This is a genomic window from Pedobacter caeni (genome assembly GCF_900129215.1).
Classification (GTDB): domain Bacteria; phylum Bacteroidota; class Bacteroidia; order Sphingobacteriales; family Sphingobacteriaceae; genus Pedobacter; species Pedobacter caeni.
On sequence record NZ_FQUQ01000005.1, the window covers coordinates 513,315 to 530,103 of the forward strand.

The 16,789-nt window shown below is 35.7% G+C and carries 15 protein-coding genes; 12 read left to right on the plus strand and 3 right to left on the minus strand.

What is annotated here, in order from left to right; all coding sequences use genetic code 11:
- On the plus strand, positions 1–1,191 hold the full coding sequence (locus BUC20_RS26140; protein ID WP_073235137.1) for an ABC transporter permease: 1,191 nt from the start codon (positions 1–3) through the stop codon (positions 1,189–1,191).
- A 25-nt stretch (positions 1,192–1,216) separates the two neighbouring features.
- Positions 1,217–2,041, plus strand: coding sequence for an XAC2610-related protein (locus tag BUC20_RS26145; RefSeq protein WP_073235139.1), 825 nt, complete (start codon positions 1,217–1,219; stop codon positions 2,039–2,041).
- A 23-nt stretch (positions 2,042–2,064) separates the two neighbouring features.
- Here the strand turns inward: BUC20_RS26145 and BUC20_RS26150 are convergent, their stop codons facing one another.
- Positions 2,065–2,292, minus strand: coding sequence for a hypothetical protein (locus BUC20_RS26150; protein WP_073235142.1), 228 nt, complete (start codon positions 2,290–2,292; stop codon positions 2,065–2,067).
- Between the two features lie 139 nt (positions 2,293–2,431).
- Here BUC20_RS26150 and BUC20_RS26155 point away from each other — a divergent pair, with 139 nt between their 5' ends.
- The gene (locus tag BUC20_RS26155; protein ID WP_073235145.1) at positions 2,432–4,702 is read left to right on the plus strand and encodes a DUF5703 domain-containing protein; all 2,271 of its coding nucleotides are present in this window, start codon (positions 2,432–2,434) and stop codon (positions 4,700–4,702) included.
- A gap of 34 nt (positions 4,703–4,736) precedes the next feature.
- Here the strand turns inward: BUC20_RS26155 and BUC20_RS26160 are convergent, their stop codons facing one another.
- A complete protein-coding gene (locus BUC20_RS26160; protein WP_143166923.1) occupies positions 4,737–5,339 on the minus strand; it encodes a tetratricopeptide repeat protein in 603 nt (200 codons plus the stop codon).
- A 207-nt stretch (positions 5,340–5,546) separates the two neighbouring features.
- On the opposite strand from BUC20_RS26160, the gene BUC20_RS26165 reads away from it, so the two are divergent.
- The gene (locus BUC20_RS26165) at positions 5,547–6,062 is read left to right on the plus strand and encodes an RNA polymerase sigma factor (protein WP_073235151.1); all 516 of its coding nucleotides are present in this window, start codon (positions 5,547–5,549) and stop codon (positions 6,060–6,062) included.
- Positions 6,046–6,588 carry a hypothetical protein gene (locus tag BUC20_RS26170; protein ID WP_073235154.1) on the plus strand — a complete coding sequence of 181 codons (543 nt, stop codon included), beginning with the start codon at positions 6,046–6,048 and terminating at the stop codon, positions 6,586–6,588. The genes BUC20_RS26165 and BUC20_RS26170 overlap by 17 nt, the downstream gene beginning before the upstream one ends.
- Position 6,589: 1 nt before the next feature.
- Here the strand turns inward: BUC20_RS26170 and BUC20_RS26175 are convergent, their stop codons facing one another.
- Complete coding sequence (locus BUC20_RS26175) at positions 6,590–6,994, minus strand: hypothetical protein (protein WP_143166924.1); 405 nt, start codon at positions 6,992–6,994, stop codon at positions 6,590–6,592.
- 104 nt (positions 6,995–7,098) lie between these two features.
- Between BUC20_RS26175 and BUC20_RS26180 the strand changes: the two genes are divergently transcribed.
- The 7 genes from BUC20_RS26180 (at position 7,099) to BUC20_RS26210 (ending at position 16,787) form a co-directional block, all read left to right on the plus strand.
- Complete coding sequence (locus BUC20_RS26180; RefSeq protein WP_073235160.1) at positions 7,099–7,515, plus strand: very short patch repair endonuclease; 417 nt, start codon at positions 7,099–7,101, stop codon at positions 7,513–7,515.
- Positions 7,516–7,959: 444 nt separating this feature from the next.
- Positions 7,960–9,393 carry a DNA cytosine methyltransferase gene (locus tag BUC20_RS26185; protein ID WP_084529288.1) on the plus strand — a complete coding sequence of 478 codons (1,434 nt, stop codon included), beginning with the start codon at positions 7,960–7,962 and terminating at the stop codon, positions 9,391–9,393.
- Positions 9,390–10,445, plus strand: coding sequence for a DNA cytosine methyltransferase (locus BUC20_RS26190; protein WP_073235162.1), 1,056 nt, complete (start codon positions 9,390–9,392; stop codon positions 10,443–10,445). The genes BUC20_RS26185 and BUC20_RS26190 overlap by 4 nt, the downstream gene beginning before the upstream one ends.
- Positions 10,442–11,572 (plus strand): HNH endonuclease, encoded by a 1,131-nt coding sequence (locus BUC20_RS26195; protein WP_073235165.1) that lies wholly within the window; start codon positions 10,442–10,444, stop codon positions 11,570–11,572. Before BUC20_RS26190 ends, BUC20_RS26195 begins: the two co-directional genes overlap by 4 nt.
- A 2-nt stretch (positions 11,573–11,574) precedes the next feature.
- Positions 11,575–13,050, plus strand: a complete 1,476-nt coding sequence (locus tag BUC20_RS26200) for an ATP-binding protein (RefSeq protein WP_073235168.1) — start codon at positions 11,575–11,577, stop codon at positions 13,048–13,050.
- Entirely contained in the window at positions 13,043–15,793 is a 2,751-nt protein-coding gene (locus BUC20_RS26205; RefSeq protein WP_073235171.1) for a Z1 domain-containing protein, read from the plus strand. Before BUC20_RS26200 ends, BUC20_RS26205 begins: the two co-directional genes overlap by 8 nt.
- Positions 15,786–16,787, plus strand: coding sequence for a PD-(D/E)XK motif protein (locus BUC20_RS26210; RefSeq protein WP_073235175.1), 1,002 nt, complete (start codon positions 15,786–15,788; stop codon positions 16,785–16,787). Before BUC20_RS26205 ends, BUC20_RS26210 begins: the two co-directional genes overlap by 8 nt.
- The last annotated feature ends 2 nt before the right edge of the window (positions 16,788–16,789 follow it).

Here is a 16,789-nt window from a genome sequence, read left to right on the forward strand (position 1 = left end):
ATGAAGAACTTTTTTGCATTGATAAAAAGGGAATTTGGGTTGTTCTTTGCAGACAGCACCCTGCGCTCTGTATTTTTGCTGGCACCCATCATCTATGCCTTGCTTTTTGGATTTGTTTATCAAAAAGGAAAAGTAGAACACCTGCCGATTATTGTCGTAGATCTGGACAATACCCCGCTGAGCAATCAGCTGATCGATATGCTTTCTGACAATGAAAAACTGCAGGTGGTGCGTGTTAAAAATAGCAATAACGGAACTACAGAAACAATGCGGAAAATGAAGGCCGTGGTTACGGTAGTGATTCCGGAAAGGTTTGAAGCTTCAGTTCTGCAAAAGCGCTATCCCGAACTGAATACTTATATTAACACCACTAACCTGCTGACGGCCAATATGGCTTCGCAAGGAGTGCAAACTACGCTTGGTACTTTCAGCGCAGGAATTAACATGCAGGGATTAAAGAAAAAAGGGATGGGAGCGGAGCAGGCTGCAACGCAATACGAACCCTTTAAAGTAAATTATATCCGTTTGTACAATGAAACCGGTAATTACTTTACTTACATGTGGCCGGGAGTTCTGGCGGTGGTTTTGCAACAGGTATTGTTGTTGGGCCTTGCCGTGAGCTTTGCCCGGGAGTATGAGAATAAAACCCTGGAAAAAGAATTTTTAGGGCGTGCAGGAAATGCTTTTTCTGCGATCCTGATCAAGGTGATTCCTTTCTGGATCATGAGTGTCTTTATATTGGGGATCTATTATATTTTTCATCATATTTTCAGGGCGCCCATTCCAAGTCCTTTAATGAATTATGCGGTTACTACAGGGTTGTTTATCATGGCTACCAGTTTCCTTGGCGTATTCATCAGCGCGTTGTTGCCGAGTGCGTTAAAAGCGACTCAGGTGTTGATGCTGCTTGCTACTCCGGCATTTATCATTGGAGGCTATTCCTGGCCTCTGGAGGCGATGCCAATAGGGGTGCAATGGTTATCTTCCATCTTGCCACTTACGCCATTCCTGAATGCACATAAAGTGATGTTGTTTCAGCAAGGATCACTGGGAGATGTAATGCCATCTATCCATCATATGTTGGTACTGATATTGGTGTATGGAGTACTGGCTTTAATCACCGTCAGGCTTAAGATTTACCAGATGAAAAAAAGCCTGGGCAAAGAGAAAAGCGAAGCTGCTGATGAATAACTTAGCGTCCGTGAAATTACTGTCTATGAAATTACTTTTGTGTTTGCTGTTTCCTTTAGCAGTGTTCGGCCAGCCTTTCAACTTCAAATCCACAGGTACTAAAAAACCTATCGAACTTACTTTAGGCTGGGTAGCGAATGGAAAAGGAGCCTATGTTTTATACAAAGGAAAAACGGAACTGATACCGCTAAAGCTGAAATCCTATAAACGGGATACCTCTAAACGATCTGACCCTCAACCGGACGTCGATTCTTATAAATGGGAAGAAATGTATCAGGGAAAAGTTACGGGTGAATATGGGGTTACGGTGATGTTAAAGAGCATCAGCGACATGTATTACATCAGGCATAGCGATGGAAAACGGTTCAGCTTCAACTATGTAGAAGATACAAAATCTTATGATGGCAAAGCCACCGTCCTGCTACACGGAGTGCGGTTGGATTATGCAGTGTATGATACAGATGAGCTCCGTTTCGGTTATCCTGACCGTTCCATAAAGGACCTTTCTTTAACCGCATTACCCGACGGGGGAGCTAGGCGGGCAGTAGTTGCAGATTACAATTTCGATGGGATTGATGATGTTGCTTTTTCTGTTCCTGATGGAGGTATGGGCGTGTACCGCATTTATGATATTTTTATTTATAATCCGGTAAGCAAAAAGTTTACTCAATTGCAACTGCCTAAAGTGGGTAAAATGGTTTGTGACGGTCTGTGTGATGTGAGGATAGACAAAAAGCATAAGCAATTAACGACTTCCTGCAGAGGTGGAGCGAGCTGGCATATGGACTATTACCGTTATGATAAAGTTGGTAAACTGGTCTGGTTGAAATCAGGTACGGATAATAAATAAAAAACACTGCATTTGCTACACGATCATGAATACCTTCCTCGGGATTTCAGCTGATCTGTAATTGCGCTCAGCAATTTAGGATTGAGGTCGTCTTCATCAACAACTACCCATTCTCCATCATTTTCTACCATCAGAAAAGAATCCATTCCGGGGAAATATACGCGGATGGCCGGATCTCCATGGTAATTTTCCGGTTTTCCAGTTAATTCGAGAGGCGATTGATCTAGTGGGTCTTTAATTATAAATTTCATAACTCATAGATTAATTAATACTCAACTTAATAATAAAACAGGAAAAGTGGCAGTTAGTTTGAATTTTTTGATTCAATACACTTTTGTTTTCATCAATTGAGGTTTAATGATATATTTATTCATTCTAACCACCACATCAATGAAAAACAATAAAGAACTTTTCCTGCTCCTTCTCTTGCTTTTAAACTTTTGCCAGTTAAGTAAAGCGCAACAGATCAGAGATTACAACGTGGTCTGGACTTCTCCCTCTGTGAATGAAGCAGGGAATATGCCTTTAGGAAATGGAAGTTTGGGGAGTAACATCTGGACAGAAAAAAACGGAGATCTGGTCCTGTATCTTTCCAGAAATGATGCCCATTCAGAGTTGCAACGTTTATTGAAACTGGGGCGGATCAGGATCTCTTTTAGTTCCGGTGCTTTCAGTAATGATGTTGGTTTCCGACAGGAGCTGGACCTGAGTACAGGCAGCATACTGATTCGTGGTGGTAAAAAAGGAGCACAAATTGCCCTGAAAATTTTTATATCGGCCGATGCTCCGGTAATGTACATCAGCGGAAGCTCAGAACAACCAATAAAAATAAAGGTCACACTGGAAAACTGGAGACGGAAAAAGCATCAGCTGAACCTGGAAGAGCTGGCCTCCACCTGGGTATATCGCGAAGGAGCTCCTGCCGGAGTGGATACCTGGGAATCTGCAGATCAGGTGATGAACAGAAAAAATGCGGTAGTCTGGTATCATAGGAACGCCTATAGTTGTGTGCCGGTACACATCGATCAGCAGGGGTTGCAGGATGCTGCTGATGTGATCAAAGATCCTTTAAAGAATAATACTTTTGGTGGCTACATTGCAGGTGAAGGACTGGTTTCGGTAGCCGATACGGTGTTGCAATCTGCTGTTGCCTCGAAAAAAATAGACATTCGCCTCGCAGGATATACCGCCAGAACAGAAACGGTTCAGGAATGGAATAAAGGAATCAGCAGTGTAATCAGGCAGGCTCTTCCTACAGAAAAAGCCTTCCGGCAGACCGGTAAGTGGTGGACGGAATTTTGGAACCGGAGCTGGATCTATGTTAAAAATGCCAATCCTGTTTATTCAGAGACCTATGTTTTATCAAAATATCAGTTGGCGTGTCAGATGCGGAATGAGTTCCCGGCAAGGTTTCAGGGAGGGATTTTTAATGTGGACCCCAAATATGCCTACTACGCTACGGATGTCAGAGAAAAAAACTATTCGGCAGATTATCGCTTCTATGGGGTAAATTACTGGTGGCAGAACCTTCGCTTCCTTTATCAGCCTCAGTTTGCCCAGGGGAACCCGGATCTGATGAACGCTTTTTTTAACTTCTTTATGGACAGGATTCCGGTATTTGAAGCCAGGGCTAAGCGCTACTATAATGCCTCGGGGATTTACCTTCAGGAATGTACTACCACTTTTGGCTTGCCAGGAATGGGGGATTTTGGTTTTGGAGCAAAGGAATACTCTGAGGAGTATACCAAAGACATCTGGCAACAGGCGTTGGAAATGAGTGTCATGATGCTGGATTATTACCATTATACCCAGGATCAGAAGTTCTTAAAAGAAAAGGCGCTGGTCTGGTCACGGAAAGCACTGTCCTTCTTTCAAACGAGGTTTAAGAAGGGACTGGATGGAAAAATTCGGATCGAACCTTCTCATGGACTGGAAACCTATTGGACTGATGTGGTGAACGATATGCCTTCCGTTGCAGGGCTTCATTATGTGATTGGTGAATTGCTGGCTTTGCCAGCAGAACTGACCACCAGGGAGGATCGTGCAAACTGGAAGGAGATGTTAGCAAGCCTTCCGGAGTTGCCACGGAAAAAAGATGCTGATGGCAACCAGGTGGTAGACAATGCACAATTTTATAAAGACAAAAGGACAAATTATGAGGCTCCTGATCTGTATTGCCTGTATCCTTTCAGGATTTACGGTTTTAATAAACCAAACAAAGAAGAGGTGGAAAGGGCCTTTTATAAAATGCCAAACCCGGGAAGGGTATGCTGGTACCAGACCGGAATATTTGCTGCCAGGCTTGGCCTTGCGGATGAGGCTGCAAAAGATATCGCCGCCAGAAGTACGGCACATCTGAAAGGATTCCGTTTTAAAGGGTATATGGATAGTCCCCACGACTGGAAGCCGGATTATGATGGGGTAGGGAATATGATGAATACCATGCAGGAAATGTTAATGCACTGCGAAGGCGATTCCATTTACCTTTTTCCCGCCTGGCCAGCTCAATGGGAAGTGTCTTTTAAGCTGCATGCTTATAAAAACACAACTGTTGAAGGAGTTTACAAGGATGGGCAACTCCAAAATTTAAAGGTTTTTCCTGAAAGCCGCAGAAAGGATGTGAAAGTGATGCTAAATAAACAGGGTGCTGGTTTACACTGAGGATAAAAGGCTAAAAGAGAAAAGATTCTTCTTTTTAGTCTTCAAGCAAAGTCACACAATCCTTTCCAAGGGTTTCAAGACGGGCAGGGAGTGTAGCTAAGGAAGAAGTATCTTTTATGTTCTTGTACAGGTGTTTAAGAATACTCAATGTCCTTTCATCTGCTTCACAAGCCTCTGATTTCTCAAAATAGACAATCGTTTTTAGCACCTGGGTTTTATAGGCCTTAAATGCCTTTTCATTCGATAATGCGTTTTGCGATTTCGCGGATTCAGAAACTTTTAAACCTAAACTATCACATTTCTTTAAATTGATATATCCTAATGCGCGATAGGGTACATAATAGCCCGGAACCAGTTTGATCACGATTTCGTAATGAGGTATGGCCTTTTGAGCAGATCCTAACGTTTCGTAAATCCGGCCGAGGTGGTAATTGACATTGGCAATTTGCAAGTCGTTCAATTCTGTAGAACGCTTTAAAAGTTCTAAGGCTTTATCAATGGTTTCAGTACCTTTTGCATCATCAACCCTGATTTGTGTATAATCAAAATAGAGCTCTTTGATGTCTTGTTGCTGAGCCAGCACAGGGAATCCTGAAAGAAGTAGGGCAGCGCTGAAGAGTAATGTTTTAAGTTTCATTTGATTCCTGGGTAATGGGGTAGGGCTTATCATTGTTAATGATTGGTCGAATTTAAGCAAATGAGCTGATTTTGATGCGGTATCTTGAGAAATTATTTTTAACAAAAGAGATCCATTATCATTGTTGGATTATGCAAAGAAAATAATAAATAAATCATGAGTTGTTTTGTGTAATAAAAACGCTTAGGATGCATCAAAATATACAAAATGGAAAATAACAAGATATTTATTACAGATGTTATCAAGCGTTTTCAGTATAAAATCTATGCTACCTGCTTATCCTATCTCGGAAATGAGGATGATGCAAAAGATGTGGTACAAGAAATATGCATTATTATATGGGAAAAATGGGAAACCTTTAAAGGTCAATCCAGTATTGGAACATGGATTTTCAGAATAAGTGTAAATGCTTGTTTGATGCACAAAAGAAAAAATAAATTTCAACACAGATTGCCAATTGATTCAATTCCGGATTTTTCTGATGATAGCTTCAACAACGATCAATCTTCGATAGAAGAAGAAAAATTTAAATTATTATATCAGAGCATTAAACAACTCAATGCTTTTGATCGATTGATGATCATTTTATACTTAAATGGGCATAAATACGAGCAAATTTCAGATATACTAGGCATTACTGTAAATAATGTAGGGGTGAGGATTAACAGAATAAGAACCAAAATAAAACTTAACATAAATTTCAATCATGAAAAAATCAAATAGCATTACTAATGCTGGAACAAACAGTGTGTTTTCTTCGATAAGAAATAGGCATATCCTAAATTTATGGGTTACTATCCCACTGGTTCTGGTTTGCATCCTGATAATGACCTTGATCTTAAAGGAGTACATACTTGACTTTTCATTAAGAAGTCCAAGCTACATTATTGGAGTATTGAACATACTCATTGGGACTGTATTCTTAATGAGATATAATCGTCTTGGGAAAAGACAAGTTGACTTTTATGAGAGAATTACTGATTCGGCAATGGACTATGTACAGTCGATCAGGAAGCAGATTTATGTAAAGCGGAACAGTCTAATCGTTAATTCTTTATTGTATGGTGTTTTTTTATCTACTGGTTTACACTTGTTGATATTTAGCTTTATGAATGAGGATATTCTGTTTGGGATTTTGGGAGTATATTATGGTTGTTTTATAGCACTATATGGCATGTCCTGGTTTTATATCTCAAAAAGATTTAAAAAAGAATATGAGGAGATCCTAGGGGAGGTTTGTGAAGAATAGCCTAATTTTTCGGAATATTACGGTTAAAATTCTTTATGTAATGGGTCAGGTTACGAATCTGGCATTCTGTTAAACTATCAAGTTTTTCACCAGAAGATTTTAGCTCATTGGAATACATCCCATTGTGTTTAGATTTGAAGATGTAGTCTTTTAATTTTAGACTATCCATGGCTGACAATTCTTTAAACAAAGGTATGTTTGGAGCCAGCCTCTGGGTTCCTGCTCTTAAATGACAGTTTCTACAACCTATTTCTGAGAGTATGGTATTCCCCTCATAAAGATAAAGTCGACAAGGGTCTGTCTTTTCCTTCAAACCCTTTTGCTGCTCCTTGTTATTACTGGTGCATGCAAACATCAAAAAAATCATCAAACTGATTAAACTTAGCCTTATTGTATTTAAATCCATTTGAAGGGTCGTTTAAAAATTGCCGTAATTTATTTTTTGTGTAAATACTACAGAGTTGGTACTCTAATGAACATTTTTCCAAATAAAGTGTTTTATTATTCATTATGACAGATGTGCATTCTAAAGCAACACGTTCGTATAACATGAGTAAAATTAAAGGGAAGGATACTAAGCCTGAACTTTTAGTACGTCAATTTCTTCATAAGAATGGATTCAGATATCGCCTTCACGTTAAAGATCTTCCTGGAAAACCGGATATAGTTTTGCCTAAATATAAGACAGTATTATTTGTTCATGGTTGTTTTTGGCATGGTCATGAAAACTGTCGGTATTATGTTGTTCCTAAAACAAGAACCGATTGGTGGTTAAATAAGATCAATAGGAATATTTTTTCTGATATAAAAAACCAAAAACTTCTAATTAGCCAAGGTTGGAAAGTGATTGAAGTATGGGAATGTGAATTGAAACATCAAGTAGTTCATATTACTTTAAAAAATGTTTGTCAGTCAATTCGATTGTAATTGTTTTATGTCTTCAATTTAGTTTGTCTTTGTTTTTTAGGATTAAATAGAGTGTACAGAAAATTTTAACATGTTTTCAAATTTATCCTTCTAATGATCTTTGGGATATTAATAGCGTTATCTGATATAGGTCTTGACAAAATACTATTGTTTTATAAAAAATAAAATCCTACTTTTCCGTGCTTATATAGAAAAGAAAAAAAATCTGTATATCAAATGATTACGCCTCACTTTTCTTTAAACTTATTGGGGCTTATTACATTTTAAGCAGATGAAGGCGATCAATTTGGATAAGATGAGAAAAAGAAATAAAAATGTTCTATTCGAACAGCAGGATGAAATAGTCATTGTTCTAATGATTTAACTCTTATTTTTTTATTTACGCGATTTCTATCTTATTGTAAAATATAATGTCCTATAAATTAATAACGTCTTAATTCTAAAATGCTGGAATTTTACTATAAATTTTATAACAATCAACAGTTTCGAGTCAGATCAAAAAAACTCGCTTTTGAAATTGAGTCTATTTTTTTTGAGGAAAGAATTTCTATTTCTAAATCAAATGATATTTGTATACCATTAGAGTTTAAAGATGTTCTTGGCGAGGAGTTATTTTTCAGACTCAGTAATATTTATTTTTCCATAAGGGATAATTCAGGGGAAAATCATTTTTTGTTTAGGAAATACCTTCCTGAATTAAAAAAAGAACCTAAGTCAGAAATGCAGTTTGCTGATTTTTTTAGTGGAGCTGGAGGTTTGGGGCAAGGGTTAGTCAATGCCGGTTTCGAACCAGCATTTGTAAATGATAATTACTTGGATGCCCTGGAAACATACTATTTTAATCATTTTCTAGTTTTAGACAGATTTTTCAATATTAACATACAAGACCTTTGTACTAATTTTGAGAAATATAAGCATCTGTTTAAAAATATAAAAGTGATAGCTGGTGGCCCACCTTGTCAGGGCTTTTCTAAGGCAAATAGACGAAATTATGTAATAGATTCTGAGAGTAAAGAAAAGCGATTTATTGAAGATAAAAGAAATATTTTATATAAGTCTTTTGTGGAATTATTAGGAGCAATTAAACCTGATTTTTTTATAATGGAAAATGTAAAAGGAATGAAAAACGTTGAGCGAGAGATAGAGCAAGATATAAATAATAAAACAAATCAGGGATACTCTTTTTTTCCTTTTAATGTTGATGCTCAAAGCTTTAATATTCCTCAAAGTAGACAACGATATATTTTAATCGGAGGTAAAAATTTTATGTTTATCGAGAGTGTGAAAACAAATATAAATAGGAAAAAATACTATAAAAGCTCATATAAACTGAAGGATGCGCTATTTGGATTACCTATGCTTAAAACAAACCCAGTTATAAGAGATACAGAGTCAGAAAGCGATGCACATGGTTTCTTTCTAAAGAAGACAACAGTATCTCAGAATGATTTTTTGAGGGAGATAAATGATGATAAAAACTGCAATTACTTATTCAATCATAAGTCAAGATACAACAATGAAAATGATTTGGAAATCTTTAAAAGACTTCCTGAGGGAGGAAACTCACTTCATGAAAGTATTCAGGAATTAAGTAAATACACCAATAGAAATCATATTTTTTCTGATAAGTATTATAAACTTAAATCTGATGAAGTTTCAAAAACAATTACGTCTCATATGAAGTATGATTGTCATATGTACATACATCCTAGTCAACCTAGAGGATTAAGCCCTCGGGAAGCTGCTAGAATTCAAACTTTTTCCGATGATTACGTATTTCGGGGAGCACTGAATAGTTGGTATAAACAAATTGGGAATGCAGTTCCTGTAAAATTGGCTCAGGTAATAGGTAATGAGTTAAAGAATTTTTATAAATGAGATATATAGAATTATTTGCTGGAATTGGCGGATTCAAAAATGCAGCCAATCATTTGGCTAAGGATACAGATCAAAACTTTGAATGTGTTGCATTTTCCGAAATAGATAAGTACGCTATTACTTCTTATAAGAGTAATTATAATGCAGATAGTGAGATCGCAATGGGGGATATTACTCAGTTTACTTCCGATGAGAATAATATTAATCAGCTTCCTGACTTTGATTTACTTCTTGGCGGGTTTCCTTGTCAAGCATTTAGCCTTTTAGGAAAGCAGCTTGGCTTAGAAGACGAGAGAGGCAAAATTTTGTTTAGCATTCATGAGTTATTAAAGGAGAAGAATCCGGAATTTATTGTTCTTGAAAATGTTAGGAATATTATAAAGCATGATAAAGGCAAAACTTTAAACCTTATACTTGATTTTTTTAAAGATCACAAATACAAATATATTAACTATGTAATCCTTGACTCCAAGGATTTTGGACTTCCTCAAAGAAGGAGTCGGATATTTTTTGTATGTAGTAAAAGAGAACTAAATATCGATCTATCTGAGAATTCTATAATTGATAATTTCAACAGTATCAAGAATAAAAGCTTACAAAGCTATTCGAGTGTATTAGATATATTAGAGAAGAATGTAGGAGATAAATATTATTTATCGGAAAAAATAAAGCATACGATTTTAGACGGTGGTTCAAAAAATTTCTGGAGCAAATCACAGATTGACCTGTCTGTTGCGAGAACATTGACTGCTACTATGGTTAAACTTCATAGGGCATGCCAAGATAATTATTACTCAGACGATTTTATTAACAAGGGAATTTCTCATCAAGAAACACATAAAGAGGTCTTGTATAAGAAACCTGTTAGAAGATTAACTCCTAAAGAAGCATTGAAACTTCAAGGTTTTAATGATGATTTTTTTAATAATGCTATTTCGGCTGGTGTGAGCGAACACCAACTTTACAAGCAAGCAGGAAATGCACTTAGCGTAAATACAGGATATGCCCTTTTACATTATTTATTTATAAAGTTAAGAATTCAGGATTTATGATAATAAAACGCTCTCAAAACTTTTGGCTTGCAGCTTTTTACCTTTCAAAGTATGGAATTTCAACCATAAACAATAAGTGTTTACCTCCGGTTGAACTGAAAACTAAATACTGGAAGAATGCTTATTCGCTTTTCTTTGAAAACCTTGGAGATGGAAGATCAATTAAGGCATTCGAAAATAGCTTAAAAAATGCTCGTGATTCTTTTGATAGCCACTTAAAGGATTCTAATAGGATTGGATGGAAGAGTAAAAGTGGTAATGGCTCTGATTTACCAGATATAGCTTTATTTGTCTACAATAAATATAATGAATTAGACAGAAAATTTTTATGGAAACAAGTAAAGAGTTTGATATCCGGTGATTTAAAGCTGAGTATAAGTTCCTCTAGATCTAGCAATGTAGCTTTAACACAAATTAAAGGTCGAAATCCTGATTGGAATAGGGAAGAATTAATCCTGGCGTTAGATTTATATTTTAATTTGGAGCATGGTCAAATGCACAAAGGTAATATCGAAGTGATTGCTTTAAGTAAGCTTTTAAGGGATTTAAATACACATGAAATAGTTGCTGATCCTCAAAAATTTCGAAATCCAAGTGGTATTTCTAGGCGTCTTGGAAATTTCAAAACGATGGATAGTGGATACAGTGGTGAAGGGTTGACAAACTCAGGTAAATTGGCTAAAGAGATTTGGGACGAATTTGTAAAGGACAAAAGAAAGTTGAAGTTGGAGGCTGGTTTAATCCGAAATACAGTCTTGCAATTAAGCAACTTGGAAGATAAAAAAGAAGATTTACCAATACGAGCTGATAGGTTAAGCTTCAATTATAACTATCATAAAAATTTAGAATCAAATCCCCTTACCATTGAATTAAAAATTAACGAGACATTAAATACTCGTAGTGGGCTAGAGTGTTCTATTTGTAAATTTAGTTTTCATGAGTATTATGGGGAAATAGGACGAGGCCTAATCGAAATTCATTTCGATAAAAATCTGGACACTAAAAACTCATATGATAGAATTGATTTAGATGATTTTATTTTGGTTTGCGGTAATTGTCATAAAATAATTGATAAATACTATTCGGCTATTACTTCAACTGATTTGAAAAACCTAATAAAAGATTAATTATGGAGGATAATAATTTGAAATTTGATATTGTTAGGCCGGATCCTGAGAGTTTTCTACAATCAGCAAGATCTTTTGGATATGGCTTGGAAACAGCTATTGCAGATTTAATAGATAACAGTATTACAGCCAAAGCCACTAAAATACATATTACCTATGGTATAGATAAATTCACCTCATATTTAAGAATTGAAGATAACGGTATAGGTATGGATGAAAAACAGTTATTGACAGCAATGAAGGTAGGGAGTTCTAACCCAAATAAGTTACGACAGTCACACGATCTTGGTCGGTTTGGATTAGGTCTAAAAACGGCTTCTTTTTCTCAATGTAGAAGATTAACGGTGAAATCGGCTAGTGATAGCCAATCTGTATCTACAAAGTGTTGGGACTTGGATTTGGTTGAGATTGAACAAGATTGGGTTTTGTTAAGGGGTTGTACAGATAATAAATCTGAAGAAAAACTTGGAACTTTTACATTAGATTCAAAGGGCACAATCGTTCTTTGGGAAAAGTTAGATAGGCTCCTAGAGTCAGAAGAATCAAACTTGGATAAAACACATTTCTACAGAAAATTTGAGAACGTAAAGATTCACTTAGGGTTGATTTTTCATCGATTTATTGAAGACGAGGGAATCGTTATTACTGTACTTAATGAATCTGTGAGACCTCTTAATCCATTTCATCTTTCTTTAAATTCTCCTTCATCCGAGCTTCAAGAGGAACAGCTTTCTATTAATGGAAAAAAAGTAACTATACAGCCTTATATATTGCCCCATGAGACCAAGCTTTTAAAAGATGAACGAGAGCAGCTTCAAATGTTGAGAGGATGGACTGAACATCAGGGCATTTACCTTTATAGAAATAAGAGATTAATTTCAGATGGTAATTGGCTTGATTTGAACTTCAGAATAAAAGAAAATCAACGTCTGTGCCGAATCGCAATAGATATTCCTAACACTTTAGATAAGGAGTGGCAAATAGATGTTAAAAAGGCGTCAGCTAAAATCCCAGATTTATTACGGCAAAGAATTAAAGAGATTTGTATAGTTGCCATTGAAAAGGCTGTTAAAGTTTATACCCATAGAGGAGCGTATTTAAAACGAAAAGGTTCACAGCAAGGACTCATATTTTTTTGGAAGGCTAAACTCAAACAAGGAAAAAAATTCTACGAAATAAATGTTGATCACCCAATCTACAAATTGATTCATGATAACTTGGGCCCTGGTTCTTATTTGTTCAAAGATTATATAAAGCAAATATCTGAGACTATCCCGATAGCCTTGATTGTTAATGATTTTTCCGATCCTAGAATTCTTATGAAAGAGCCATTTGAAGAGGCTCATTTAGAATTAGTAGCTATGTATCAAAGTACTTTAAAAGCATTAATTGACTCAGGTGTTTCTAAGCAAAATGCACTTGAGCAAATTAATCAAATCGAATGTTTTCAAAAAGTAGTACTAAAGCCATATGAATAGACACTATAATGCCATAAAAAGTATAGTTAAAGATGCTTTTGAATTATTCAAAACGACTATCCCATATCCAGAATCATTGAATCGAGCAATTTTTGTTATAACTGAACATTTAGATGTTGGGGATATTATTCATCCTTCTGCGCAATTAATATCCATGAAGGATTTAGAAAATTTGCTTTTTGCTGAGTTACAATATGAAGTTAATACTAGCAAAGACAGTGAAGGAGGGGAGTATCAAACATTAACAGATGAAAGTGGTCACACTCCATGGTATAGGGATAAAGTCTCAGATGATCGTATAAATTTTGTTTTTTGGAAAAGATATAAGAAGTATCTCTTAAACATCAAGGGTTGGAGTCTTGATACAGTCAATCGCTTGGATGAGGTCACTGATGATATAATGGAAAGGATTGAAGATCCATCCGTTTTAAATAAGTCATTTGATCGTAAAGGACTTGTTGTTGGATATGTACAATCAGGTAAAACTGCCAATTTTACGGGACTTATCAATAAAAGCATTGATAGTGGGTATAAAATAATTATAGTTTTAAGTGGCCTGCATAAAAATCTTCGGAGTCAAACCCAAATGAGAATAGATGAAGAGGTAATCGGTAGAGACACTAGTGATCAAGCAAATGTGAAACGCATTGGAGTCTCTACATTAATCAACGAAAAATACATCAATATTGATACGTTTACTACACAGGATGATAAAGGTGATTTTAACAGAACGTTTGCTCAGAAATTAGGTGGTATACAACCGGGGTCAGATAGGCCAATGCTCTTTGTAATTAAGAAAAACTCATCTGTTTTAAAGAATCTAATTAGGTATTTTAATGAATGTATATCAACACTAGATACAAACTTTATTGCAAAAAATACTGACGGTAAAACAATACTAAATAATCTTCCTCTTCTAATTATAGATGACGAAGCGGATCAAGCATCGCCAAATACAAGAGCAACTAGCAACGATGATGTTGAGCTTGATCCAACAACCATTAACATGTGCATTAGGGAGTTATTGACTTTGTTTAATCAAAAGGCTTATGTTGGATATACAGCTACACCATTTGCTAACATTTTTATTGACCCTAAGAATGAGCATTCAACTTTGGGAAAAGATTTATTTCCCTCTTCTTTTATCATCTCAATGGAGGCTCCTTCGAATTATTTCGGGCCTGTTAAAGTTTTCGGACTTAATGAGGATATAGATGAACAAGGACTTCCTATTCATATTGCTGTACACGATGCTTCCCAATTGACTTCTTCTTTTCTTCCTCTAAAGCATAAATCTGATGCTATTCCTGATCATATCCCTGAATCAATGAAGGAAGCTATTATGTCCTTTATAATTAGTTCTGCTATTAGAAGATTGAGAGGGCATGGAAATAAGCATAATACCATGTTAATTCATTGTACAAGATTTAATGATATTCAGAATGCCATATCCAAATATGTTGAGGAGGAGTTTAACAGACTCAGAGAAGGTTTGATAAATGACGATGCAGCTATATTAGCTACATTTTATGAACTTTGGAAACGTGATTTCGTTCGCGTAAGTACAATTATGGGGGGCTCTGTTGCAAAATGGAGTGAGGTTAAAGAAAGCCTAAAGCCGGCCATCTTAAAAATGGAGCGAAAACCACATTTAATAAATGGATCAGCAGGTGATATTCTTGACTATAAAAATCGAGAAACGGTTGGTTTAAGTACAATCGCAATCGGAGGCGACAAATTGTCTCGAGGGCTAACCCTAGAAGGTTTAACGATAAGTTATTTTACAAGAGCTAGTACTTTGTATGATACATTAATGCAAATGGGACGTTGGTTTGGATACCGAAGTGGTTTTGAAGATCTATGTAGGATATATACTACCCCAGATCTATTTGGTTGGTATAGACATATTTCTACTGCCTTTGAAATATTGAGAAAGGAATTCATTGAAATGAGTAGACAGAAGTCAACCCCTAGTGAGTTTGGGCTTAGGGTCCTTTCGCATCCGGATATGATGACAACCAATGCTATGAAGATGAGGCATACAACAACGCTGCCTCTAACATACAAAGGGAAATTGACAGAAACATCCACACTATCTTCGGAAAAATCGATTCTAATCAACAATTATTCAGCTGTTGACGATTTTATACGAAAATTAACGGTTCAGCATTACACTATTAAGGATAATAATTATTTATGGAAAGATGTTAGTAAGAATGTAATTGTCGAATTCTTGGATTCTTATATTTCATATCGTGGTGCGCCTGCTTCTAATACTAAGAGGATAATAGAATTTATAGAGGGTCAGAATAAAGACGTTAAATCTAAAATGATTGTAGAAACTTGGAATGTTTCATTAATGTCTTTGAAACGAAATGATGAGGATCAATTATCTATAGGTGGATTGCCTTTTAAGCCCCATAGAAGAAGTTTAAAGGAAGAAATGTATGGTAATCGACTATTTGTTAAAAGGATTCCCGGTTCTTCCGATGAAAAAATTGATTTTAATGAGCAAACTGAATTGACTAGCCATGCCTTGCGAGCAACTGAACCAAGGTTAAACCGTCCGTTGTTAATGATATATCCGCTAATAATTGGAACAGATGAAGCCTCTGTCGATTTAGTTTTGGAAAGAATGCCTTTTGGTTTCGCTATTAGTTGGCCTAATAACAATGATTTAAAAGAATCAACTTATGATATAAATCGGGTTTATCAGGAATTAGAATTTGAAATTTATGATTGATTATAGGAGCATTTGGAACTCACTAAATGTAGAGTCAGAAAAAGCTATTATTAAAGCAGAAATTGTTCGGAAAATTCCATCTTTAGGGAAGTACTCAGTTTTTCTGTCGACAGATTTTCATAAGGGAATTAGATTACTGTATTGTAAGTTAAACTTAAATGATAATCTCAATTTGAGCTCTTTTCCTAGATTTAAAGGATTGGAGATTTCTGTAGTCAATACAAGTATCGGAGAATTTAAGAATAATGAGTTTTTAAAATTAAAACAATCTATTCCAAATACTGACATTGTTTTTGAGTCAGTCATATCAGATATTTGCCAGCATATTGTACTTATTGAATCTGAAGGTAGTTTAGAAGCAACTCTAATTAAGGTTCTAAACGAATGGAAGATGTTCTTCGATATGGAAGACAGTAGTATTCTCTCAACCTCGTCTCAAAAAGGACTCTTTGGCGAACTGATTTTTCTTAAAGATCACTTATTCAATCAGTTTAGTTTAACAGAATCTCTTAACTATTGGACTGGTGCTGATAAAACTAATCATGACTTTCAAATTTTTGATCAAGCAGTTGAGGTGAAAACTACCTCCTTAAAACAGCATAGAAGTATTGTAATCTCATCGGAGAAGCAACTAGATAATCTTGGACTCTCAAATCTATATCTATTTGTTCTAAACGTAAATATTCATCATAACACTATTACAAATACATTGAAGAACTTGGTGGAAGATGTTTTATTTATTCTTAAAGACGATTCTATTGCAAGTCATCAGTTTTATTTGAAGCTTCTTAAATATGGTTATAATATAGGGCAGGCTGATCAGTATTGTCTTGGATTTTCGATTACAGAAACAATTTTTTATAGGGTTATCGAAGGGTTTCCAAGATTAATTAATCTTAACATACCAAATGGGGTCGGTGAGTTGAGATACTCCGTAATGTTATCCGCATGTGAACCCTATAAAATTAATTCAGCTACATTAAAACTAATTTAATT

Excerpts from the sequence above, each read along its gene's own strand:
- BUC20_RS26140 (WP_073235137.1), top strand. The coding sequence starts at position 1 with ATGAAGAACTTTTTTGCATTGATAAAAAGGGAATTTGGGTTGTTCTTT.
- BUC20_RS26145 (WP_073235139.1), top strand. The coding sequence starts at position 1,217 with ATGAAATTACTTTTGTGTTTGCTGTTTCCTTTAGCAGTGTTCGGCCAG.
- BUC20_RS26150 (WP_073235142.1), bottom strand. The coding sequence starts at position 2,292 with ATGAAATTTATAATTAAAGACCCACTAGATCAATCGCCTCTCGAATTA.
- BUC20_RS26155 (WP_073235145.1), top strand. The coding sequence starts at position 2,432 with ATGAAAAACAATAAAGAACTTTTCCTGCTCCTTCTCTTGCTTTTAAAC.
- BUC20_RS26160 (WP_143166923.1), bottom strand. The coding sequence starts at position 5,339 with ATGAAACTTAAAACATTACTCTTCAGCGCTGCCCTACTTCTTTCAGGA.
- BUC20_RS26165 (WP_073235151.1), top strand. The coding sequence starts at position 5,547 with ATGGAAAATAACAAGATATTTATTACAGATGTTATCAAGCGTTTTCAG.
- BUC20_RS26170 (WP_073235154.1), top strand. The coding sequence starts at position 6,046 with ATGAAAAAATCAAATAGCATTACTAATGCTGGAACAAACAGTGTGTTT.
- BUC20_RS26175 (WP_143166924.1), bottom strand. The coding sequence starts at position 6,994 with ATGGATTTAAATACAATAAGGCTAAGTTTAATCAGTTTGATGATTTTT.
- BUC20_RS26180 (WP_073235160.1), top strand. The coding sequence starts at position 7,099 with ATGACAGATGTGCATTCTAAAGCAACACGTTCGTATAACATGAGTAAA.
- BUC20_RS26185 (WP_084529288.1), top strand. The coding sequence starts at position 7,960 with ATGCTGGAATTTTACTATAAATTTTATAACAATCAACAGTTTCGAGTC.
- BUC20_RS26190 (WP_073235162.1), top strand. The coding sequence starts at position 9,390 with ATGAGATATATAGAATTATTTGCTGGAATTGGCGGATTCAAAAATGCA.
- BUC20_RS26195 (WP_073235165.1), top strand. The coding sequence starts at position 10,442 with ATGATAATAAAACGCTCTCAAAACTTTTGGCTTGCAGCTTTTTACCTT.
- BUC20_RS26200 (WP_073235168.1), top strand. The coding sequence starts at position 11,575 with ATGGAGGATAATAATTTGAAATTTGATATTGTTAGGCCGGATCCTGAG.
- BUC20_RS26205 (WP_073235171.1), top strand. The coding sequence starts at position 13,043 with ATGAATAGACACTATAATGCCATAAAAAGTATAGTTAAAGATGCTTTT.
- BUC20_RS26210 (WP_073235175.1), top strand. The coding sequence starts at position 15,786 with ATGATTGATTATAGGAGCATTTGGAACTCACTAAATGTAGAGTCAGAA.